This is a genomic window from Actinomadura sp. RB99 (assembly GCF_014706005.1).
Lineage (GTDB): Bacteria > Actinomycetota > Actinomycetes > Streptosporangiales > Streptosporangiaceae > Spirillospora.
Window position 1 is genome coordinate 53,420 of sequence record NZ_JABMCA010000026.1, and the last position, 21,836, is coordinate 75,255.

Consider the following 21,836-nt stretch of genomic DNA (forward strand, 5'->3'; position numbering starts at 1 on the left):
CGGGGGGTCACGTGGGCAGCGGGCGGTCGTTGACGATGTGCTTCATCACGAGCGTCGAGTTCAGGCGCTGGACGCCGGGCAGCGCGGAGAGCACGTCGTCCTCCAGTTCCTGGTAGGCGGTCAGGTCGGCGGTGACGATGCGGAGCAGGTAGTCGGGGTCGCCGAACAGCCGCTGCGCCTGGACGACCTCCGGGACCCGCTCGACCGCCGCCTCGAAGCCGAGCAGGGTCTCCCGGTCCTCCTGCCGCATGGTGACGAACACCAGCGCCTGGAACGTCAGCCCCAGGGCTGCGGCGTCCACGACCGCCCGGTATCCGCGGATGGTCCCGTTGCGCTCCAGCTCCCGCAGCCGCCGGTGGCAGGGCGAGACGCTCAGCCCGACCCGCGCCGCCACCTCGGTGATCGTCGCCCGGCCGTCCTCCTGGAGCACCGCAATGATCTTCCGGTCGATGGCGTCCATGCAGAAGATCCTTCCACGCCGGCGGCGTGTTCTGGTGAAACTTGGCAGCACATTTCGGCAGATCAAACATATTCTCCCCTCATCAACCGCCATACGAGGGGATTCCCGCCATGGCCACCGGCTCCGTCCTCGCCTTCTGGTCGGTCGCGTTCCTGCTCATCGCCGTCCCCGGAGCGGACTGGGCCTTCACGATCAGTGCCGGGCTGCGCGGGCGCTCCGTCCTCCCCGCGGTGAGCGGGCTGGTCACCGGGTACGCCGCCGTCACGGTCGTCGTCGCGGCCGGGGTCGGGGCGCTCGTCGCCGGCTCCCCGGACCTCCTCACCGGCCTCACGCTCGTCGGCGGGGCCTACCTCGTGTGGCACGGGGCCGCGACCCTCATGCGCCCGGCCGCGCCCGACCCGCAGGGCGCCGGGCCCGAGGGCACCGAGTGGCGGATCTTCCTGCGCGGCATCGGCGTCAGCGGCCTCAACCCCAAGGGGCTGCTGATCTTCGTCGCGCTGCTGCCGCAGTTCACGGACCCGGACGGCCGCTGGCCGGTCGCCGGCCAGATCGGCGTCCTGGGCGCGACCTACATGGCGACCTGCGCGCTGTTCTACCTGACCCTCGGCACCGTCGCCCGCGGCGCGCTGAAGGGCCGTCCCGACGCCGCCCGCTCGATCGGCCGGCTGTCCGGCGCCGCCATGGCGGGCCTCGGCGCCTGGCTGCTCGTCGACCGCCTCTTCTTCTAAACAAACAAGTATGTCTGTTAGAGTGGCGGTCGCTGAGCCGAGGAGGCGACCGATGAGCACCGCGCACTGGCCCGACGGCGTCGATGACATCATCGGCGGCGACCAGGCCGTCATGCTCGCCTCGGTCACGCCGGCCCGCGGCGTGGTGCTCACCCCGGTGACGAACTTCGGGGCACGGGACCGCGACGCCGGCACCGTGACCGTGAACAGCTCGGCCGGGGGCTGGAAGAAGCTGGAGCGGATCAGGCGGGATCCCCGCGTGGCCCTGGCCTTCCACACCCGGCTGCACGGCTACAGCGACCGTCCGGAGTACGTCCTGGTCCAGGGCACCGCGTCGCTCTCGGCCCCGCGCGACGACTATCCCGCGTCCCTGGGCACGGACTGGGAGCGCTTCGATGGGCCGCGTGCCACCGGCCCCTTCTGGGGCCCCTGGCTGCGCCCCTACTACACCCGCGTGGTCATCGACATCGCTGTCGAGCGGCTGATCGTGTGGCCGGACCTCTCCTGCAAGGGGAGCCCGGAGGTCTTCGGACCCCCGCTGCCCGGCCCGCCGCCGCCGCAGAAGGCACCGGGCCTCGGCACCGGTCCGCGCATCGACCACGTCAAGGCGGCGCACCGGCTCGCGAGCCTTCCCGACGCCCTGCTCGGGTGGACCGGCGCCGACGGCTTCCCCATGGTGATCCCCGTCGGCTTCAGCGGCCAGGACGCCGAGGGGATACTGCTCCACGTCCCGCTCGGAGTCCTCCCCGACGGGGGACGCCGCGCCGGCCTGACCGCCCACTCCTTCAGCAAGTACGTGCAGGGGCAGCACCAGCGCGTCCACACGGGCTGGCTGGACAGCGGCCCGCAGGTCCGCTACGCCCCGCACACCGAACTCGCCTACCGGACGCCCCCGTCCAAGCTCCTCTACCGGCTCGGGATAGGGGTGGCCATGCGCGTCGCCCTGCGCCGCGCCCGCAGCGCGGGCCACGACATCGTGCGGTGACCCGGCGGCCGGTGACCCCGCAGCCGCCCCGGCGCCCCTGAGCGGCGTTCAGCGGACGACGGTGTGCACGTGCCCGGCGCGGATCTCGCGGAGGAACGGGTCGGCGTCGTCCGCCCACTCGGCGGGCGTGCGGACGACCGGGTGGACGGGGAGTCCGAGCCGGGCGGCCGCCTCCTGGGCCGCGTCGAAAGCCGTCTCGCGCCCGAGCTCGCCGACCAGCAGTACTTCGACGTCGCCGGGCTGTTCGCCCGGCACGCCCGCGTAGCGGGCCGCCCAGGGGCCGAACAGGTGCGCCTCGCGGACGGCCGGGAGCCGGCCGAACTCCTCCGCGACCACGGCCGCGGGGCCGAACGTCAGCATGACCAGGCGGGCGAGCGGCTCGTACAGCGGGCTCCCCTCGTCGCGGGACACCAGCCGCCCGGCGAGCGTGCGGCGCAGGGCGAGGACGCCGGCCCGCGACAGCCGCTCCACCTCCCGCATCACCGAGCCGAGGTCGGTGCGGAGCATCACCGCGAGATCGAGCATCGACGCCTCGCGCCGGGGCCCGAGCAGGAGCCGGCCGAGCAGTTCCCCCTGCAACCGTGATCTGAAGATCGGCAACTGCGGCGGGGCGGGCGCGCGCAGGTCGCGCTGGAACGCCGCGTCCAGCGAGCGGCCGCGAGGCCGCCCGAACTCCGCCGCCGAACCCACCACATTCGATCGCATGTTCGAATACTAGGAGCCGCCTCCGACAACCCCGGGCTCATAGCTCAGTGGGGGACTCCGGCTCCCGGAGGAACAGGCAGAACGGGTGGCCGACCGGGTCGAGGAAGACGCGGACGTCATCGTCCGGCTGGAAATCAGCGAGGACGGCGCCCGCCTCCTCCGCGTGCCGGGACGCCGCCTCCAGGTCGTCCACCTCGACGTCCAGATGGATCTGGATCTGCTGCGCGCCCTCGGCGGCCGGCCACGTGGGCGCGACGTGGATCGGCTCCCGCTGGAACGACAGCCCCGTTCCCCCGCCCGGAGGGCGCATCTTCACCCAGTCCGGCTCGTTCTGCACCACCGTCCAGCCGAGGAGGCGGCGGTAGAACGCGGCCAGGGCGTGCGGATCGGGAGCGTCGAGGACGGGGGCGGACAGGGTCATGCGCGGCGGGCGGCTCACGTCGGCTCCAGCGGCGTCGGAGGATCGGTCGGAGCGATCTTCCCCGCGGACGTCCCGGGCATGCGGTCGTCCCGACATGCGGAAGGGCCGGACATGCGGAAGGGCCCGCACCGACCAGGTCGGTGCGGGCCCTGCCGAGGGCTGAGGTGATCAGTCCTTGTTGAAGTTGACCGCGCCCTCGATGGGCGGGGCGTCGGGGACCGTGGCGGACGGCTTCGGCACGCCCCGGAAGGTGAACTTGGCGTTCTCCGCCGTGTCCTTGTCCTCCGGGTTGAAGCCCTCGGTGCCGACGATCACGATCTGGCCCGGCTTGAGCTCGTTGTACAGGATCTTCTCGGACAGGTTGTCCTCGATCTCCCGCTGGATCGTGCGGCGCAGCGGCCGGGCGCCGAGGACCGGGTCGTAGCCCCGGATGGCCAGCAGGTCCTTGGCCTCCTGGCGCAGCTCGATGCCCATGTCGCGGTCCTTCAGCCGCTCGTCCACCCGGGCGATCATCAGATCGACGATCTGGATGATCTCCTTCGGGGTGAGCTGGTGGAAGACCACCGTGTCGTCGACGCGGTTGAGGAACTCGGGACGGAAGTGCTGCTTGAGCTCCTCCGACACCTTGGCCTTCATCCGGTCGTACGAGCCCTGCTCGTCGTTCTGCCGGGCGAACCCCATGGAGACGCCCTTGGAGATGTCCTTGGACCCCAGGTTCGTCGTCATGATGATGACGGTGTTCTTGAAGTCCACGACGCGGCCCTGCGCGTCGGTGAGGCGGCCGTCCTCCAGGATCTGCAGCAGCGAGTTGAAGATGTCCTGGTGGGCCTTCTCGATCTCGTCGAACAGGACGACCGAGAACGGCTTGCGGCGCACCTTCTCCGTCAGCTGGCCGCCCTCCTCGTACCCGACGTAGCCGGGCGGGGAGCCGAACAGCCGCGAGACCGTGTGCTTCTCCATGAACTCGGACATGTCGAGCTGGATCAGCGCGTCCTCGTCGCCGAACAGGAACTCCGCGAGCGTCTTGGACAGCTCGGTCTTACCGACGCCGGACGGGCCGGCGAAGATGAACGAGCCGCCGGGACGCTTCGGGTCCTTCAGGCCGGCGCGGGTGCGGCGGATCGACTGCGAGAGCGCCTTGATGGCGTCCTCCTGGCCGATGACGCGCTTGTGGAGCTCGTCCTCCATGCGCAGCAGCCGGGTGGACTCCTCCTCGGTCAGCTTGAAGACCGGGATGCCGGTGGCGGTGGCGAGGACCTCGGCGATCAGCTCGTCGGTGACCTCGGCGACGACGTCCATGTCGCCGGCCTTCCACTCCTTCTCCCGCTGCGCCTTCTGGCCGAGCAGCTGCTTCTCGGAGTCGCGCAGCGCGGCGGCCTTCTCGAAGTCCTGCGCGTCGATCGCGGACTCCTTCTCGCGCCGCACGTCGGCGATCTTCTCGTCGTACTCGCGCAGGTCCGGCGGCGCGGTCATCCGGCGGATGCGCATCCGCGAACCGGCCTCGTCGATGAGGTCGATCGCCTTGTCCGGCAGGAACCGGTCGCTGATGTAGCGGTCGGCGAGCTGCGCGGCCGCGACCAGCGCGCTGTCGGTGATCGACACGCGGTGGTGCGCCTCGTAGCGGTCCCGCAGGCCCTTGAGGATCTCGATCGTGTGCGACAGCGACGGCTCGGCGACCTGGATCGGCTGGAAGCGGCGCTCCAGCGCGGCGTCCTTCTCCAGGTGCTTGCGGTACTCGTCAAGCGTGGTGGCGCCGATGGTCTGCAGCTCGCCGCGGGCCAGCATCGGCTTGAGGATGCTGGCGGCGTCGATCGCGCCCTCGGCGGCGCCCGCGCCGACGAGCGTGTGCAGCTCGTCGATGAACAGGATGATGTCGCCGCGGGTGCGGATCTCCTTGAGCACCTTCTTCAGGCGCTCTTCGAAGTCGCCGCGGTACCGGGAGCCGGCGACCAGCGCGCCCAGGTCGAGGGTGTAGAGCTGCTTGTCCTTCAGCGTCTCCGGGACCTCGCCCTTGACGATCTTCTGCGCCAAGCCCTCGACGACGGCGGTCTTACCGACGCCGGGCTCGCCCACGAGGACCGGGTTGTTCTTGGTGCGGCGGGACAGCACCTGCATGACCCGCTCGATCTCCTTGTCCCGGCCGATGACCGGGTCCAGCTTGCCCTCGCGCGCGGCCTGCGTCAGGTTGCGGCCGAACTGGTCGAGCACAAGGGAGGTGGACGGCGCGGACTCCGAGGGGCCGCCGGAGGCGGCCGGCTCCTTGCCCTGGTAGCCGTGCAGCAACTGGATGACCTGCTGGCGCACCCGGTTGAGGTCGGCGCCGAGCTTGACCAGCACCTGGGCGGCGACGCCCTCGCCCTCCCGGATCAGGCCGAGCAGGATGTGCTCCGTGCCGATGTAGTTGTGGCCGAGCTGCAGCGCCTCGCGCAGTGACAGCTCAAGGACCTTCTTGGCGCGCGGAGTGAACGGGATGTGGCCCGACGGCGCCTGCTGGCCCTGGCCGATGATCTCCTCGACCTGCTGGCGAACCGCCTCCAGGCTGATCCCCAGGCTCTCCAAGGCCTTGGCAGCGACGCCCTCACCCTCGTGGATCAGACCCAGGAGGATGTGCTCGGTGCCGATGTAGTTGTGGTTGAGCATCCTGGCCTCTTCTTGGGCCAAGACGACAACCCGCCGCGCGCGGTCGGTGAACCTCTCGAACATCTCGTCGCTCCTCACAGAGCGGTTGGGCAGAGTCCGGAACGTCCGGAACTGTCCTTCCGCATGCTAGCCCGCCCCGAGGAGGCCGCCCGGTGCACTCCCACCAGGAGACGTTCCCCAGCTAAGCGCTGTTCAGTCTCATCCAACTACCGCATCGGTGCGTCATGTTCCCGCTACGCCCCAAGCGAACGGGGGCTTTCCGCAGGTCGTTCGGGGTCGCGTCCGAGGATCGCCGAATGGGGGCGAAGTCCCGGTGTACCTCGCCCGGGCGGACGGGAAACCGGGCGGGCGCTACGCCACAAGCGAACGGCCCGTCTCATGGAGGGAGACGGGCCGCCGGCGCGGGGGTGGCGGGTCAGTTCGCCGCCTCGTACTGCTCGATCACGGTGGCCGGGATCCTGCCGCGCTCGTTGACCTTGATGCCATTGTTCTTGGCCCAGGCGCGGATCTCGGCACTGCGCTCGCGGCTGGACGCGCCGCGCGGGCGGCGCCGCTTGTTGACCGTGCCGGCCTTGCGCGACTTCTCCACGAACGGCAGCAGAGAATCCCGCAGCTTCTTAGCGTTGGCGCCACTGAGGTCGATCTCGTAGGAGGCGCCGTCGATCGAGAACGCTACGGTCTCGTCCGCCTCGCCACCGTCGAGGTCGTCGACGAGAAGCACCTGAACCTTCTGTGCCATGGGGACAGACCTTTCGGCTGGAGCAAACTATGCATTCGGTTGACAAAGATATACCGGGAAGTCTGCGGATGACAATTCAAGTCGAGGATGAACATCCCTTGGCGGCCGGTAACGGCATGACCACCGGTGCGCGGAGGGCGGCGCGGGCCGGGCGGATGGGGCGCCGTTCAATTACCGGGGACGGACAGGGCCGCGGATTTCGGGGTGACCGGCGTCACGGCGCACGGCGCTGACCTGGGCCGGCGAAGGCGCATTGGACCAGGTATCGGGGCGCCGAGGCATTCCGTCGGGGGGACCTCGACTGGAAAAGGTTCCACCGGGACCTTAACAGGGTGGGCACACCCGCACCGCTTGCCGACGATTAGCCCTGCCGTAACGGCACTAACCGGGGCACGCGCCCGGAATACCCGGCAGACCGGCCCGGAGCCCGCCCGACCGGGACCGCAGCGCCGCTACCGGCGGATGTCGAGGGATTACGGGTCGCGATGCCGGGACGAAAATCTGTTGCCTTCCGGCGCTCGGGAACTGGCGGCGGGATGGCGGAGCGTCACCCCGCCGATACCAGTCCATCCCGAAATCGGGGGATAAGCGGCAGATTCCGCCTCGGTGCCCGGTCGACGCGAGACGGCGTCCCATCCCGACTAAGTGCGGCGGGGCCAATGAACGCCGACTCCGTGCGCACCGGGAAGCAACTCCAAACCGGAGGGGCCTTCCGGCACGAGACACATCCTCCGGGAATCCCGCCCGTAACCTGAACACGCCGGGAACGAGCTGGCATTGCCCGGCGAAGTCCGGTGTCCGAAACGGCGCGAGGATCTCCCCAAAGCCCTGCGGCCCGCAGGGCCGGGGCAAAGCCGCGCGGCGCCCCGCGCGGGCGCTCGACGTGATCAGCGCGTGCCGGGGGCGGACGCGCCCGGGACGGCGCGCCGCCAACTCCGAGAGTGCCGCAAACGCCGGTGAATCAGGGCGTGCGGCGTTTTACGACCAGGGTGCCGGCGAGCCTGTCATGGACGGCCCTGCGGTGCGTCCCCTCGTATATGAACCCGGCGTTCGCCACCCAGAACAGGCTCGCCAGAAGGCCGAGAATGTGGACGGGCCGCAGCGCGATCGGCACGGAGTACACGGCGGCCCGCAACACGGCCCGCAGGACGCTCGGACGGCCGTCTCCGCCCTCAGGCGCACCGGCGAAGGTTTCAGGGGCCGCGGCCCGTTCCGCGCCCGTGAGGGCACCCTCAGGGACGGACGGGTCCGGGACGACCTGGATCCCCGCGAAGCGCTTGCCGAGGGTCTGCCCCCACAGGGCGAGCTGCACGGCCTCGTACAGCAGCATGCAGCCCGCCACGGCGGGCGGTGCGACGACATCGAGTTGGTGGCCGGACACGAACTCCTTCACGACGATGATGACGGGCAGGCCGACCACGAGGGTGTCGACGATGCGCGCCAGCAGGCGCTGCCCGGGTTCGGCGAGCGCCGGCCCCTCCCCCGCGGCGCCCTCCACGGGGTCATCGACAGGATCAGCGGCGAGGTCATCGGCGGGATCAGCGGCGGGGTGGCCGTACAGCGCAGGTTCGCCGTCCGGGAGGGCGCTCCCGGTCCCGGACGGCTCATCCGACCCCTGCGCGGGCGTTCGGGGAGTCGCCATCGCGGACCTACTCCGCGTACTCGGCGTACTCGCCGTATCCCGCGCGCTCGTCGATGACGAGGGTGCCGGCGACGCGGTCGTGCAGGGCCTGGTGGAGGGGCTGGTCCCAGATGGCCCACAGGTACGCCATGAGCGCGCCCGCCCAGACCAGCAGCATCCCGTAGGCGAAGTACTGCCACACCATCACGGCGAGGACAAGGAAGAAGAAGACGCCGAGCTGGTACCCCACGTGGGTGATGGCGGCCCGCCAGACGGCCTGCGTCGTCGTCAGCTGGTTCCCGGCCGGACGGGCCTGGACGACGCCGATGCCCAAGAAGCGCTTGCCGAACGTCCGGCCCCACATGGACAGCTGTACGGCCTCGTAGATGAACGGCAGGACGGACAGGACGGCGAACAGCGTGAAGATGATCGGCCAGTTCCAGATGCCGCCGTCGTCCTCCGTCTTGCTCCCGGGCTTCCCCAGCCCGAACGCGCCGACCGTGATGGGGAGGACGAGCGCGAAGCCGAAGGCCGCCACGAGCGTGTTGTCGATGAGGCGGGCCCCCGCGCGCCGCAGGATCGGCGCCAGCGGCATATCGCCGCCCGAGGAACCGCCGTACTGGTCGTAGGACGGCTCATAGGACTCGTACGAGGGCTGCCCCCACTGGTCCTGCTGGGGTTCCTGCCACTGCTGTTGCGACGGCTGCTGCTGTTGCCATTGCTGTTGCTGCTGCCACTGTTGCTGTTGGGGCTGTTGCGGCTGCTGTGACTGCCACTGCTGTGCGGGCGGCTGAGCCTGGCCTTGCCGCTCGGGCTGCTGCCATTGCGGGGGACCCTGGTAGGGGGGCGGCGGGCCGTACGAGCCCGGCCCCTGCGACGACCCGTAGGGCTGGCCGCGGTTGGGGGAATCGCTCATGTGGGGTCAGTCCTCCAGGCGAAGCAACATCCGTGTGTTGCCCAACGTATTGGGCTTGACCCTGTCGAGGTCCAAGAACTCTGCCACGCCTTCGTCGTAGGAGCGGAGGAGTTCCTCGTACACCTCGGGCGCCACCGGAGTACCCAGGATCTGCTGAAAGCCGTGTCGTGCGAAGAACTCCACTTCGAAGGTAAGACAGAAAACCCGCCGGACGCCGAGTTCCCGTGCCGTCTCCAGGAGCTTGGAGACGATGCGGTGCCCGAGCCCGCGGCCGCCGTACCCCTTGTCCACCGCGACCGAGCGGACCTCCGCCAGGTCCTCCCACATCACGTGCAGCGCCCCGCAGGCGACGATGGGCCCGGACTCCCCCGGCCCGGCGCCCTGGACGTCCTCGGCGACCCAGAACTCCTGGACGTCCTCATAGAGCTTCACCGTCGATTTCTTGAGCAGGCGACGGCCCGATCCCGCGTACAGATCGACCAGCCTGCGAATCCCCTGAACGTCGGCGGTGCGCGCACGCCTGATGACGACTTCCACAAACAGGCGAGATTACCGAACTCGCCGCCCGTCCCCGGCCACCGGCGGCCACCCGGCACCGGTCCGGCGCTGCTCCGGGACGTGGCCGAGGGGCACTCCGGGACGTGGCCGAGGGGGCTCCGGGTCTGGCCGGGGGTGGCCCGGGGCTTGACAGGTGCCGGGCCGCGGGCGCCGCGGCGGGCCGGAGCGGTGCCGTCCGCAACCGCCGCTTACCCCCCGTACCGTCCGCCACGACCTGCGAATTCGCATGTTCTGGTTGGCATCCAATGGCGCTTCCGTTAGTGTCCCGCTCTGACACCGGCCTTCCGCGAGGCGGAGGCCGGACCGCCGAGTCCACGGGCCGCAACCAGCGCCCCGAGGAGCCGGGGACCCACTTTCGGAGCGTTCGGGGGAGCACCCTGAGCCGATGCCGTCTGGGGTGAATCCGCAGCCGCGTGGAGGGATGCGCGCGCCCAGCGGACGGGCTGCTCCGGCCCGAACCCGTCAGCTAACTCGGTAGGCGGACGAGGAGAGGAGATTTGGTGCGGACGGCTCGTTTCCGTGTCCGGGCGCTCACGATCGCCGGCGCGCTCGTCGCCCTTTCCATCACGCCCCACGTGGTGGTCCCGCATTCGCTCTCGATGGCGCACGCCGACCCCGACCCGTCGGCCAAGGAGCTCAAGGACCAGGCGTTCAAGCTGGCGGACCAGCTGGAGAAGCTCACCGAGCAGTACAACGGCCTGAAGGTGAAGCTGGAGCAGTCGCAGCAGGCGGCCAAGGTCGCCGCCGGCAACGCCGAGCGCCAGCAGAAGTCCCTGGAGGGCCTGCGCGAGAAGGTCGGGAGCCTGGCCGCCACGAGCTACATGCAGGGCGGCACCGACCCCACGGTCTCGTTCATCTCCGCCCAGGACCCGCAGGTCGTCCTCGACCGCGCCGCCACCCTCAACTACTTCGCCACCCAGGACAGCACGCAGGTCCTCGGCCTCATGCAGGCGATGCAGTCCGCCCAGCGCGCGCGCAAGTCCGCCGAGGAGCGCGCCCAGCAGGTCACGCAGCTGAAGGCGCAGCTCACCGCGCAGAAGAAGAAGGTCACCACCGCCTACGAGAAGGTCCGCGGCAAGGCCGTCAAGAAGGACCCGTCCCTGCTGGCGAAGCTGCCCGTCATCGGCGAGGGCAAGGCCGCGGAGGCGCTGCGGTACGCGATGAGCAAGCTCGGCAGCCCCTATGTCTGGGGCGCCGCGGGGCCGACCACGTTCGACTGCTCGGGGCTGACGATGTGGGCCTACAAGCAGGTCGGCATCAACCTGCCGCACTACACCGGCAGCCAGTGGAACGCCGGGACCCACGTCTCGGAGAGCCAGATGCAGCCGGGCGACCTGATCTTCTTCTACTCCGACCTGCACCACATGGGGATGTACGTGGGCGGCGGCAAGATGATCCACGCCCCGCACACCGGCGACGTCGTCCGCATCGCGTCCCTGGCCGGTCGGCCGATCGCCGGCGTGGTCCGCGTCGCCTGAGCGCTCGGCAGACGCCCGCACGACAGACGCCCCTAGAGACGCGTCGGCAGCAGAGCCGATGGCCGCAGAACACGCGGCAGCGGCGGGTGCCGGCTGGAGAGCCGGCACCAGACAGCCCGGTGCAAGGTGATGTGAACTGCGTCCGCGGCGGCGCTGCGCTCTTGCAGGGACCTACCTGCCGGGCGTAGGGCGCCGCCGCTGCGGGGTCGGACGAGTTCGTATCGCTGGACTTGCTTCCGGTCGGGCTGGTTTCCGGGTGATGACGCCCGCCGTCCCCTGACGGGCGTCGTCGGGTCGCGCTAGATGAGCTGCCTTCTGGCCGCCCACACCACGGCCTCGATAGGGGTGTTGACCTCCAGCCGGTCGCAGATGTTCCGCAACCTGCGGCGCAAGGTCCGTGCGCTCAGTTCCAGCTTGCGCGCCGCCACATCAGCGGTGACACCGCTGGCGATCTGGGCGAGCAACCTGATCTCCTCGTCGCTCAGCCCGAAATCGAGTGTGGCTGTTTCCACTCCGTCCTCCCTCGTCCGTGGTTGATGACCGCGGGGATGCAGCCGTCCGCTGCACAGGCACGGGTTGGGCCCTCGAACTGCATGCGTTGGGTTGCCGGGTCCGGAGCCTTCCGGACTCAGATCATCGGGTCGGGTTCCTTTTCCGTCTCGCGAGCTTGGCCGGAGGTGGCCGATGGGCCGATTGCGGGGTCGTGCGGGGGAACTCCGGGTGACGATTCACTCGTTGGCCACGTGTCAGGGTCGGGTCTGGGTCGTCGGTTCCGAACCCGCTCCCTCCTCGTTGGACTCACCGGATCTCGCCGCGGACGAAGATCGTGAATCGTTTCAAGCTACGCTTCGGCTCGGAACGCTAGGCGGCCGGATCCGGCCCGTCAAGCGCTGATTACGTGCTGTCTGTGCCCGAATGGTCGCAATACGTGACCGGGTTTTCGGGGATTGACAGGGGAAAGCCCAGCTACCTGGGAAAACACCACCGGGGCGGACGAGGAGCGACGTGCCACAGACCAGTATTCGCGAGGTCGCGCGGCGTGCCGGGGTCTCGGTTGGGACCGTTTCGAATGTCCTAAACCGGCCAGATCTCGTGGCCGAAGCAACCCGTAACCGGGTGCGCGAGGCGATCGAGGAGCTCGGATTCGTCCGCAACGAGTCCGCGCGGCGGCTCCGGACGGGCCCCGACCGCACCGCCGGCGAGTTCGGCGACGAGCCGCGCCGCGCGTTCGGCGTCGTCGTCGAGGACCTCACCAACCCGTACGCGGCCGACGTCGTGCGCGGCGCCGAGGAGGCGCTGAACGCGTCGGGCCACGACGCCCTCTGGCTGTCGAGCGACCACTCCGCCGCGAAGGAGGCGCGCTCGCTGGAACTGCTGGAGGAGCAGCACGCCGCGGGCGCCCTGATCGTCCCGGTCGGGCTGGGCAAGTCGCGCATCCGGCGGCTGCGCGCCGCGGGGCTGAGCGTCGTGCTGATGGACCGGGACGTCACCGACGCGTGCGCGGTCCACGTCGACCACGTCGCCGGCGGGGAGCTGGCCGCAGCGCACCTGCTCGGCATCGGCCGCGAGCGGATCGTGTTCGTCACGGGTGCTCCGGAACCGCAGCCGTGCGTCGAGCGGCGCGACGGCGCGGCCCGCACGCTCGTCGAGGCGGGCCGCGGGAAGCCGCCCGTGCTCGTCCAGGGCGCGCTGAGCCCCACCGAGGGCCGGCTCGCGGCGCGGCTTCTCCTGGAGATGACGCCGCGGCCGGACGGCGTGTTCTGCGCCAACGACCTGCTGGCCATCGGCCTGATCAACGAGCTGACCCGGCTCGGCGCGCGCGTCCCGGACGACATCGCGGTGGTCGGCTACGACGACATCGAGCTGGCCGCCAGCGCCGCCGTGCCGCTGACCACGGTGAAGCAGCCGCGGCGGGCGCTCGGCTGGGAGGCCGCGGAGCTGGCCATGGCCGAGAACCGGGAGGGCCGGTCGCACCAGCACCGCCAGGTCGTCCTCCGCCCCGAACTGGTGGTGCGCGAGTCCGCCTGACCTCCCGGCGCCGATCACCGCCGCCCGCTCCCCGCCGCTATTGACATGCTGTCTGAGATCCGCGTGACTTGGCCTATGGAGGACACCAGGGAACAGGCCGCGCAGGACGTGGAGGCGGCGGCGATCCTCGGGTTCGACCCGTCGGACCCGGCCTTCCGCGCCGACCCCTACGCGCACTACCGGGGGCTCGCGGCGGGCGGGAGGCTTCAGCGGACCGCGGTCGGCCTGTGGGTCAGCACGTCCTACGAGCTGTGCGAGGCGGCGTTGCGGGACCCGCGGTTCGGGCACCGGCCCGAGAACGGCGGCCTGTGGCGGGACGCGCCGCAGCGGAACCGGTCGTTCCTCACGATGGACCCGCCCGACCACACGCGGCTGCGCAGGCTCGTCAGCAAGGCGTTCACGCCGCGGCTGGTCGAGCGGCTGCGGCCGCGCGTCGAGGCGCTGGTGGACGAGCTGCTGGACGCGGCGTCCGGCGAGGTCGACCTGATCGCCGCGCTGGCGTACCCGCTGCCCGTCATCGTGATCAGCGAGATGCTGGGCGTGCCGCCGCGCGACCGCGACCTGTTCAAGGGCTGGTCGGACGCCCTCGCGCGCGGTCTCGACCCCGACTTCCTGCTGCCCGAGGCGGAGATCGCGCTGCGCGACGAGGCGCGGGCGGAGTTCGCCGCGTACTTCCGCGAGCTGGCCGCCGAGCGCCGCGCGGCCCCGCGCGACGACCTGCTGAGCGCGCTCGTGGGCGTCTCGGACGGCGGCGACGTCCTGTCGGAGGAGGAGCTGCTCGCGACCTGCGTGCTGCTGCTCGTCGCGGGCCACGAGACGACGGTCAACCTGATCGGGAACGGGGCGCTGGCGCTGTTGCGGCATCCGGAGCAGCTCGCGCTGTTCCGGGAGCGTCCGGAGAACGTCGCGGCCGTGGAGGAACTGCTCCGCTACGACCCGCCCGTCCAGCTGACGCTGCGGGCCGCGCTGGAGGACGTCGAATTGGGCGGCACGCTGTTCGAGCGGGGGCGGCTCGTCCTGCTCCTGACGGGCGCCGCGAACCGGGACCCGTCGGTGTTCGCCGACCCGGACCGCCTCGACCTGCTCCGCTACGCCGAGGGACGGGACGCGCCGCGCCACCTGTCGTTCGGGCACGGGATCCACTTCTGCCTCGGCGCGCCGCTGGCCCGCCTGGAGGGGCAGATCGCGCTGCGGAAGCTGTTCGAACGCGACGTGGCCCTCGCCGCCGACCACGGCGACCTCGAGCAGGGCGACCTGGTGTACCGCGACAACCTCGTCCTGCGGGGCCTGCGCGACCTGCCGGTCCGGATCGGGTGACCGGCAGGCCGCTCCGCGCCTGCTACTCCGGCTTGACCAGCGGGAACAGGATCGTGTCGCGGATGCCCTTGCCGGTGAACGCCATGATCATCCGGTCGATGCCGGCGCCCATCCCGCCGGTCGGCGGCATCGCGTACTCCAGCGCGCGCAGGAAGTCCTCGTCCAGCTGCATCGCCTCGGGGTCGCCGCCCGCCGCCAGCAGCGACTGCTCGGTGAGCCGGCGGCGCTGCTCGACGGGGTCGACCAGCTCGGAGTAGGCGGTGCCGAGCTCGGTGCCGAACCCGATCAGGTCCCACTTCTCGGTCAGCAGCGGCTCGCGCCGGTGCTGGCGGGTCAGCGGCGAGGTCTCCACCGGGTAGTCCATGACGAACGTCGGCTGGACGAGGGTGTGCTCGATCAGCTCCTCGAAGATCTCCTGGACGAGCTTGCCCTGCCCCCACTTGGGGTCCCGGCTGATGCCGCGGGCGTCGGCGAGCTTGCGGACGGTCTCGATCGGCGTGTGCGGGGTGATCTCCTCGCCGAGCGCCTCCGACACCGACCCGTACAGGGTGATCCGCGGCCATTCGGGAAGGCCGAGGTCGATCTCCACGCCGTCGTGGACGACCACCGACGTGCCGAGGGCGGCCACGACCGCCTTCTGGTACATCCGCTGGGTCAGGTCGGCCATGTCGTTGTAGTCGAGGTACGTCCCGTACGCCTCGAGCATGGTGAACTCGGGGTTGTGGGTGGAGTCGGCGCCCTCGTTGCGGAAGTTGCGGTTGATCTCGAAGACCTTCTCGATGCCGCCGACGACGAGCCGCTTCAGGTACAGCTCGATCGCGATCCGCAGGTACAGCTCCATGTCGTAGGCGTTGATGTGCGTCTTGAACGGACGCGCCGCCGCCCCGCCGTGGATCGGCTGCAGCATCGGGGTCTCGACCTCGAGGTACCCCTCCTCGTGCCAGAAGTCGCGGACGGCGCGCACGGTGGCGCTGCGGATCCGCGCCATCTTCCGGGCCTCGTCGTTGACGATCAGGTCGACGTAGCGCTGCCGCACCCGGGCCTCGGGGTCGGTGAGGCCGGCGTGCTTCTCCGGCAGCGGCCGCAGGCACTTGGAGGTGATCGCGAACCGGTCCGCCATCACGGACAGCTCGCCGCGCTTGGAGGTGATCACCTCGCCCTCGACGCCGATGTGGTCGCCGAGGTCCACCTCGCGCTTCCAGAAGTCGAGCTGCTCCTGCCCGACCTTCGCCAGCGACAGCATGACCTGCAGGTCGCCGGAGCCGTCCCGGATGGTGGCGAAGCACAGCTTGCCGGTGTTGCGGACCAGCATGACGCGACCGGTGACGCCGACCTTCTCGCCCGTCTCGGTGCCCGGCTCCAGGTCCGGGTGTTTCTCCCGGATCTCGGCGATCGTCGCCGTGCGCGGGAAGGTCACCGGATAGGGGTCGACGCCGGCCTCGCGCAGGCGGTCGAGCTTCTCCCGGCGCACGCGCATCTGCTCCGGAAGGTCATCGAGGGTCTCGTCACTCACGGCTCAAGGCTATCCAGCCCACCGGACGCCCCGCGAACGAGTTCGGGGTGATCGCCCGGCCCGGCCGAGACGAGGGGTCCGAGGTCGCGGGCCAGGGCTGCGGCGATCGCGCGGAACGCGGCGACGCGCGGGTCGGTGTCGCCGCGGCGGGTCGCGAGGACGCTGCTGTCCCACGGCGCGTCCAGGATCGGGACGTACCGGACGCCCGGCCACGCGTAGAAGCGGGCGAACGACCGCAGGGCCGACCCGACGGTGCGCCCGGCGGCGATGCTGAGCATCACGTCCTGCGGGTGGCGGGCGACGTCCGGGCCGCGCCGCCCGCGCTCGCCGTTCACCGCCGGGGTGAAGTACAGGTAGTCGGTGAACACGCTCGGCGTGATGTCGGGCACGGCGACGATCGGCAGGTCGAGGACGTCGGCGAGGCGCAGCGCGCCGGCCTCCGCGACGGGGCCGTCCGCCGGGACGCCGACGATCCGCGGCTCGGTGGTCAGCACGTCGCTGGCGATCCGGTCGTCGTCGGGCGCCGGGCGCACGAACGCGACGTCCACCTTCCGCTCCACCAGCGCGGAGACGTGCTCGGTGAAGTCCAGCGGCATGATCGTCAGCCGGACGCCGGGCCGGGCCTGCCGGAACGCGCGGACGATGGCGGGTGTCAGCTCGGCGGAGCCGTGCCCCATCACGCCGACGCGGAAGGCGCCGTCGTCGTCGCCGCGCAGGTCGGCGACCGCGTCGGCGGCGGCGTCCACGGCCGCGAGGGCGGCCCTTGCGTGCGGGACGAACCGCTGCCCCGCCTCGGTGAGCCGCAGCGGGGACCGTTCCAACAGCCGGACGCCGAGGTCCCGTTCGAGCCGCTGGACGTGCGCGGTGACCGCGGGCGGCGACAGGAACAGCCGGGCCGCGGCCCGCGCGAACTGCCCTTCCTCGACGACCGCGAGGAAGGAGGCCAGCTCACGCAGTTCCATGCTCGTCACGGTAACCGGCCGGGGGCCGTTCACGAATCGCGAAGCGGCGGAGGAGGACGGTTCAGGACGTTCTAGACAGGGATCATGACCAGCGATCCGTCCCTTCCGTCCGGTACCGCCCGCTGGCTCCCGGTCGCTTCGATCATGTTCGGGGTCGGCTGGGGCGCCAACCAGTTCGCGTCGCTGCTCGGGCTCTACACCGACCGGCTGCATCTCGGCGACGGCGGCGCGCAGGCCATGTTCGGCGTGTACGCGCTCGGTCTCGTGCCCGGGCTCGTCCTCGGCGGCCCGGCGTCCGACCGGTACGGCAGGCGCCGGATCGCGCTGCCGTTCGCGTGCCTGTCCGCGCTCGTCACGCTGGTGCTGATGGCGGGCGTCGCGGCGCCGCCGCTGCTGTACGCGGGCCGCCTGCTCGCGGGGGTCGTGACCGGGGCCGTCCTGGCCGCGGGCACGGCGTGGGTGAAGGAGCTGACGCCCGTCTCCGGGACCCGGATGACGGCGCTCGCCGTCTCGGCGGGCTTCGGCGCGGGCCCGCTGGTGTCCGCGCTGGTCGCGCAGTGGGCGCCGCACCCGCTGGTCACCGCGTACCTTCCGCACCTGCTGATCATGTTGCTGACGGTGCCGCCCGCGTTCCGCGTGCCGGAGACCCACGTCCCGCGCGCACACGAGAGCAGCTCAGCGGAAGGCCCTGACGGAGGACCCGCCACGTCCGGACGGGGACGGTTCGGATTGTCGGGAGTCCGCAATCCCGCGTTCCGCCGGACGATCGCACCGGTCGCCATCTGGACGTTCACGGCACCGGTCAGCGCGTTCGCGCTGCTGCCAGCGGTCGTCCCCGTCCACCACCTGCCGATCGCCTACGCGGGCGCCATCACAGCGCTCACCCTCGCGTCCGGGATGGCGGCGCAGCCCGTCGCCCGGCGGCTGGAGGCGCGGCATCCGCGGCTCGTCGCCCGCGCCGGCCTCGGCGCGATCATCGGCGGGCTGCTGCTGGCCGCGCTGACCATCGCCACCGGCCTGCCCGAGATCAACGCGGTGGCGGCGGTCGCGCTCGGCGCCGGGTACGGGTTCGTCCTGACCTACGGCCTCGGCGAGGTCGCCCGGATCGCCTCGCCCGGCGAGCTCGCGGGCCTCACCGCCGTCGCCTACGCCCTGGTCTACGTGGGGATGTTCGCGCCGCTGCTGCTGACCGTCCTGGCCAAGGCGGTCCCGCTCGGCGCGGCCCTCACCGCGATGGCGGCGCTGGCGGCCACGTGCCTCGTTTACGTCTCCCGGCAGCCGCGCGTTCCCGGCCGGGCGCCCGCCGCGCGGGGCCCGGTCCCGGAGATTCCCGAGGTCAGGGAGTGTTCCGCTGGTAGATGAGCCGGAGCCCGATCAGCGTGAGCCACGGCTCGAACACGTCGATGCTGCGGGACTCCTCCAGCACCAGCGGCGCGAGGCCGCCGGTCGCGATCACGGTCACCTCGTCGGGCTCGTCGGTCAGCTCCTCCGACATCCGCTCGACGATCCCGTCCACCTGCCCGGCGAACCCGAAGATGATCCCGGACTGCAGCGCCTCCACCGTGTTCTTCGCGATCACGCTGCGCGGCCGGACCAGCTCGATCTTGTGCAGCTGCGCGCCGCGCGACGACAGCGCGTCGATCGAGATCTCGATGCCCGGGGCGATGGCGCCGCCCACGTACTCGCCCTTCGCCGAGACGGCGTCGAACGTCGTCGCGGTGCCGAAGTCGACCACGATCGCGGGGCCGCCGTGCGTGTGCACGGCGGCCAGCGCGTTCACGATGCGGTCGGCCCCGACCTCCTTGGGGTTGTCCATCCGGACGGGGACGCCGGTCTTGACGCCGGGCTCCACGATCACCGCCGGCACGTCGCCGTAGTAGCGGCGGCACATCTCCCGCATCTCGTGCAGGACGGACGGGACCGTGGAGCACAGCGCGATGCCGCTGATGTCGGTCTCGGCCAGCAGCGGGCTCTGCTGGACCAGGCCCTGGAGGACCACCGCGATCTCGTCGGCGGTGCGCCGCGGATCGGTGTTGATCCTCCAGTGCTCGATGACCTCCTCGCCCTCGAACAGCCCGAGGACGGTGTGGGTGTTACCGACGTCGATGGTGAGCAGCATCCGGTCCCCGCTGGTCAGGAGAAGTCAAGGCCGATGTCGAACACGCGCGCCGAGTGCGTCAGCGCACCGACGGCAAGGTAGTCCACCCCGGTCACGGCGACGTCTCGGGCCCGCTCCAGGGTAAGCCCACCGCTGGCCTCCAGCTCCGCCCGGCCCGCCACGATCCGCACCGCCTCGGCCATCTCCGCGTCGGTCATGTTGTCCAGCAGGATGCTCTTCGCGCCGACCGCGAGCGCCTCCTCGACCTGCTCGAGGGTGTCGCACTCGACCTGGACGTGCAGCGACGGGTACACCGCGCGGATCGCCTCGTAGGCCTTGGTGACGCTTCCGGCCGCCGCGACGTGGTTGTCCTTGATCAGCGCGGAGTCGTGCAGGCCCATCCGGTGGTTGACGCCGCCGCCGCAGGCCACGGCGTACTTCTGGAGCGCGCGCAGGCCCGGCAGGGTCTTGCGGGTGTCGCGGACCCTCGCCTTCGTGCCCTCCATCGCGTCCGTCCAGCGGCGCGCGGCGGTCGCGATCCCGGACAGGTGGGTCAGCAGGTTCAGCGCCGTCCGCTCCGCGCGGAGTACGGCCCGGGTGGGGCCCTCGACGGAGATCAGCACCTGCCCGGGGACGACCCGGTCGCCGTCCGCCGCCTTCGCCTCGTACGCGACGTCCAGCAGCTCGAACACGACCGCGGCCACCGGGATCCCGGCGACGACGCCCGCCTCCCGGGCCCGGAAGTCCCCGGCCGAGGCCGACTCCGGTGCGAAGATCGGCTCGCTGGTCACGTCGACCGGGCCGTCCTCCTCCAGGGCCGTCCGGACGAGGTTTTCCACAGCCTGTGGATCGAGCCCGGCGTCCTTGAGCCGCTGCGAGAGTTCGGGTGTCACTGGTCGTCCCCTTCCAGAGGTTCGTATGCCGTCGTCAGGACGTTCCCCGCCAGCCGCGTGACCAGATGCCCGCGCCAGCCCGCGTCGGAACGTTCCGGGAAGTCCTGCCGCCAGTGGCTGCCGCGCGTCTCCTCGCGCAGCCGGGCGGCCGCGACGATGGCGGACGCCACGGTGTGCAGGTTCGTGGCCTCCCACGCCTCCACCCCGGGCTCCGCGCCGCCGTGCGGCAGCGCGGCAAGCTCGCGCGCCGCCGTGTCGAGCCCCTCGGCTCCCCGCAGCACCCCGGCGTGCGAGGTCATGATCCGCTGGATCTCGCTCCGCGCCCCCGGGTCGACCAGCCCACCGGCCCGGGGCGCCTCCGCCGCCGCGCCGGGCGAGGTCGCCGTGGTGGGCGAGGCGGCCGGGTCGGGCGGCGCGGCGGTGCCGGCGAACTCGGCGGCCGCCAGGTCGTCGGTGAGGGCGATGGCGATGCGGGCAGCGAAGACCAGCCCTTCGAGGAGGGAGTTGGACGCCAGCCGGTTCGCGCCGTGCACGCCCGTGCAGGCGACCTCGCCGCACGCGTACAGGCCGGGCACCGACGTGCGCCCGTACAGGTCGGTGCGGACGCCGCCGCTGGAGTAGTGGGCGGCGGGGACGACCGGGATCGGCTCGGTCACCGGGTCGATGCCGTGGTGCCGGCACGCCGCCAGGATGGTCGGGAACCGCCGCTCCCACATCGCCGCGCCGAAGTGCCGGCCGTCCAGCAGCATGCAGGGCTCGCCGGTCTCCCGCATCCGGTTCATGATCCCCTTCGCGACGACGTCGCGCGGGGCGAGTTCGGCGAGCTCGTGGCGGCCGACCATGAACCGCTCGCCGGAGTGGTCGATCAGGTGGGCGCCCTCGCCGCGGACGGCCTCGGAGATCAGCGGCTGCTGCCCGCGCGCGTCCTCGCCGAGCCACAGCGGGGTCGGGTGGAACTGGACGAACTCCAGGTCGGCCACGGCGGCGCCGGCGCGCAGCGCGAGCGCGACGCCGTCGCCGGTCGACACCTCGGGGTTGGTGGTGGCGGAGAACACCTGGCCGAGGCCGCCGGTGGCGAGCACGACGGCGCGGGCGCGGACGGCGCCGACGCCGTTCGGCTGGCCCTCGCCCATCACGTGCAGGGTGATCCCGGCGGCGCGCCCGGCGGCGTCCTTCAGCAGGTCGAGGACCAGGGCGTGCTCGATGACCTCGACGCCGGAGTCCTTCAGCTCGGCGAGCAGGGCGCGGCTGATCTCCGCGCCGGTGGCGTCGCCGCCGGCGTGCGCGATGCGGCGGCGATGGTGGCCGCCCTCGCGGGTCAGCGCGATCTCCCCGTCGCCGGAGCGGTCGAACGCGGCGCCGAGGTCGATGAGCCCGCGGACGGCGTCCGGGCCCTCGGTGACGAGCACGCGGACGGCGGCCTCGTCGCAGAGCCCCACCCCGGCGGTGAGGGTGTCGGCGAGGTGCTCCTCGGGGCTGTCGTCGGGGGCGAGGGCGGAGGCGATGCCGCCCTGCGCCCAGCGGGTGGACCCGGCGTCGAGCAGCGCCTTGGTGACGAGAAGGACGCGCCCGTGCGGGCGGCAGCGCAGCGCCGCGACGAGACCGGCGATGCCGGAGCCGATGACGACGACGTCGGCGTCGGCCGTCCAGCCGGGGGCGGGGGCGTCGAGAACGGAAGGGATCATGAGCCCTCCTCGGGGTTCGGTTCTCGTCATTGTGACATTATCCCCGGCGGGCTCGGATGCCCGGCCCCCGCCTTCGGGATGAATCCCCA

General features: G+C 71.5%; 18 protein-coding genes, 1 pseudogene and 1 riboswitch. Of the genes and pseudogenes, 6 read left to right on the plus strand and 13 right to left on the minus strand.

The annotated features are described in order from the left end of the window. Positions 1 to 7 precede the first annotated feature (7 nt). The gene (locus amrb99_RS23155; RefSeq protein WP_190859459.1) at positions 8 to 460 is read right to left on the minus strand and encodes an Lrp/AsnC family transcriptional regulator; all 453 of its coding nucleotides are present in this window, start codon (positions 458 to 460) and stop codon (positions 8 to 10) included. A 110-nt stretch (positions 461 to 570) separates the two neighbouring features. Here amrb99_RS23155 and amrb99_RS23160 point away from each other — a divergent pair, with 110 nt between their 5' ends. Continuing rightward, positions 571 to 1,188, plus strand: coding sequence for a LysE family translocator (locus tag amrb99_RS23160; protein WP_190859461.1), 618 nt, complete (start codon positions 571 to 573; stop codon positions 1,186 to 1,188). Positions 1,189 to 1,240: 52 nt separating this feature from the next. After that, on the plus strand, positions 1,241 to 2,173 hold the full coding sequence (locus amrb99_RS23165; RefSeq protein WP_190859463.1) for a pyridoxamine 5'-phosphate oxidase family protein: 933 nt from the start codon (positions 1,241 to 1,243) through the stop codon (positions 2,171 to 2,173). Positions 2,174 to 2,221: 48 nt separating this feature from the next. Here the strand turns inward: amrb99_RS23165 and amrb99_RS23170 are convergent, their stop codons facing one another. The 7 genes from amrb99_RS23170 to amrb99_RS23200 form a co-directional block, all read right to left on the minus strand. Next, positions 2,222 to 2,878 (minus strand): ArsR family transcriptional regulator, encoded by a 657-nt coding sequence (locus amrb99_RS23170; protein WP_190859465.1) that lies wholly within the window; start codon positions 2,876 to 2,878, stop codon positions 2,222 to 2,224. Positions 2,879 to 2,915: 37 nt separating this feature from the next. After that, entirely contained in the window at positions 2,916 to 3,317 is a 402-nt protein-coding gene (locus amrb99_RS23175; protein WP_347256805.1) for a VOC family protein, read from the minus strand. A 150-nt stretch (positions 3,318 to 3,467) separates the two neighbouring features. After that, positions 3,468 to 6,002 carry an ATP-dependent Clp protease ATP-binding subunit gene (locus amrb99_RS23180; RefSeq protein ID WP_190859467.1) on the minus strand — a complete coding sequence of 845 codons (2,535 nt, stop codon included), beginning with the start codon at positions 6,000 to 6,002 and terminating at the stop codon, positions 3,468 to 3,470. Positions 6,003 to 6,354: 352 nt separating this feature from the next. Next, positions 6,355 to 6,678 carry an Lsr2 family protein gene (locus tag amrb99_RS23185; RefSeq protein WP_151543546.1) on the minus strand — a complete coding sequence of 108 codons (324 nt, stop codon included), beginning with the start codon at positions 6,676 to 6,678 and terminating at the stop codon, positions 6,355 to 6,357. Positions 6,679 to 7,639: 961 nt separating this feature from the next. After that, on the minus strand, positions 7,640 to 8,320 hold the full coding sequence (locus tag amrb99_RS23190) for an RDD family protein (protein WP_190859469.1): 681 nt from the start codon (positions 8,318 to 8,320) through the stop codon (positions 7,640 to 7,642). Positions 8,321 to 8,327: 7 nt separating this feature from the next. After that, on the minus strand, positions 8,328 to 9,215 hold the full coding sequence (locus amrb99_RS23195; RefSeq protein ID WP_190859471.1) for an RDD family protein: 888 nt from the start codon (positions 9,213 to 9,215) through the stop codon (positions 8,328 to 8,330). Positions 9,216 to 9,221: 6 nt separating this feature from the next. Continuing rightward, positions 9,222 to 9,758, minus strand: coding sequence for an amino-acid N-acetyltransferase (locus amrb99_RS23200; RefSeq protein ID WP_190859602.1), 537 nt, complete (start codon positions 9,756 to 9,758; stop codon positions 9,222 to 9,224). A gap of 322 nt (positions 9,759 to 10,080) precedes the next feature. After that, positions 10,081 to 10,270, plus strand: a riboswitch (cyclic di-AMP (ydaO/yuaA leader). A gap of 3 nt (positions 10,271 to 10,273) precedes the next feature. Between amrb99_RS23200 and amrb99_RS23205 the strand changes: the two genes are divergently transcribed. Further along, entirely contained in the window at positions 10,274 to 11,251 is a 978-nt protein-coding gene (locus amrb99_RS23205; protein ID WP_347256806.1) for an NlpC/P60 family protein, read from the plus strand. A gap of 299 nt (positions 11,252 to 11,550) precedes the next feature. Here the strand turns inward: amrb99_RS23205 and amrb99_RS23210 are convergent, their stop codons facing one another. After that, the gene (locus amrb99_RS23210) at positions 11,551 to 11,763 is read right to left on the minus strand and encodes a LuxR C-terminal-related transcriptional regulator (protein ID WP_151543542.1); all 213 of its coding nucleotides are present in this window, start codon (positions 11,761 to 11,763) and stop codon (positions 11,551 to 11,553) included. A 493-nt stretch (positions 11,764 to 12,256) separates the two neighbouring features. On the opposite strand from amrb99_RS23210, the gene amrb99_RS23215 reads away from it, so the two are divergent. Both amrb99_RS23215 and amrb99_RS23220 read left to right on the plus strand, forming a co-directional pair. After that, positions 12,257 to 13,279: a LacI family DNA-binding transcriptional regulator gene (locus amrb99_RS23215; protein WP_190859474.1), complete on the plus strand. Its 1,023-nt coding sequence runs from the start codon at positions 12,257 to 12,259 to the stop codon at positions 13,277 to 13,279. A gap of 75 nt (positions 13,280 to 13,354) precedes the next feature. Continuing rightward, positions 13,355 to 14,596, plus strand: coding sequence for a cytochrome P450 (locus amrb99_RS23220; protein ID WP_190859476.1), 1,242 nt, complete (start codon positions 13,355 to 13,357; stop codon positions 14,594 to 14,596). Positions 14,597 to 14,618: 22 nt separating this feature from the next. On the opposite strand, the gene lysX is transcribed toward amrb99_RS23220, so the two are convergent. Continuing rightward, entirely contained in the window at positions 14,619 to 16,109 is a 1,491-nt protein-coding gene (gene lysX / locus amrb99_RS23225) for a bifunctional lysylphosphatidylglycerol synthetase/lysine--tRNA ligase LysX (protein ID WP_347256807.1), read from the minus strand. Then, positions 16,106 to 17,071, minus strand: a complete 966-nt coding sequence (locus amrb99_RS23230) for a LysR family transcriptional regulator (RefSeq protein ID WP_190859477.1) — start codon at positions 17,069 to 17,071, stop codon at positions 16,106 to 16,108. Before amrb99_RS23230 ends, lysX begins: the two co-directional genes overlap by 4 nt. An 84-nt stretch (positions 17,072 to 17,155) precedes the next feature. On the opposite strand from amrb99_RS23230, the gene amrb99_RS23235 reads away from it, so the two are divergent. Next, positions 17,156 to 18,433, plus strand: a complete 1,278-nt coding sequence (locus amrb99_RS23235) for an MFS transporter (RefSeq protein ID WP_190859479.1) — start codon at positions 17,156 to 17,158, stop codon at positions 18,431 to 18,433. On the opposite strand, the gene amrb99_RS23240 is transcribed toward amrb99_RS23235, so the two are convergent. After that, on the minus strand, positions 18,408 to 19,190 hold the full coding sequence (locus tag amrb99_RS23240; RefSeq protein ID WP_190859481.1) for a type III pantothenate kinase: 783 nt from the start codon (positions 19,188 to 19,190) through the stop codon (positions 18,408 to 18,410). The genes amrb99_RS23235 and amrb99_RS23240 overlap by 26 nt on opposite strands. A gap of 14 nt (positions 19,191 to 19,204) precedes the next feature. After that, positions 19,205 to 21,747: pseudogene (locus tag amrb99_RS23250) on the minus strand (L-aspartate oxidase). Positions 21,748 to 21,836: the final 89 nt, after the last annotated feature.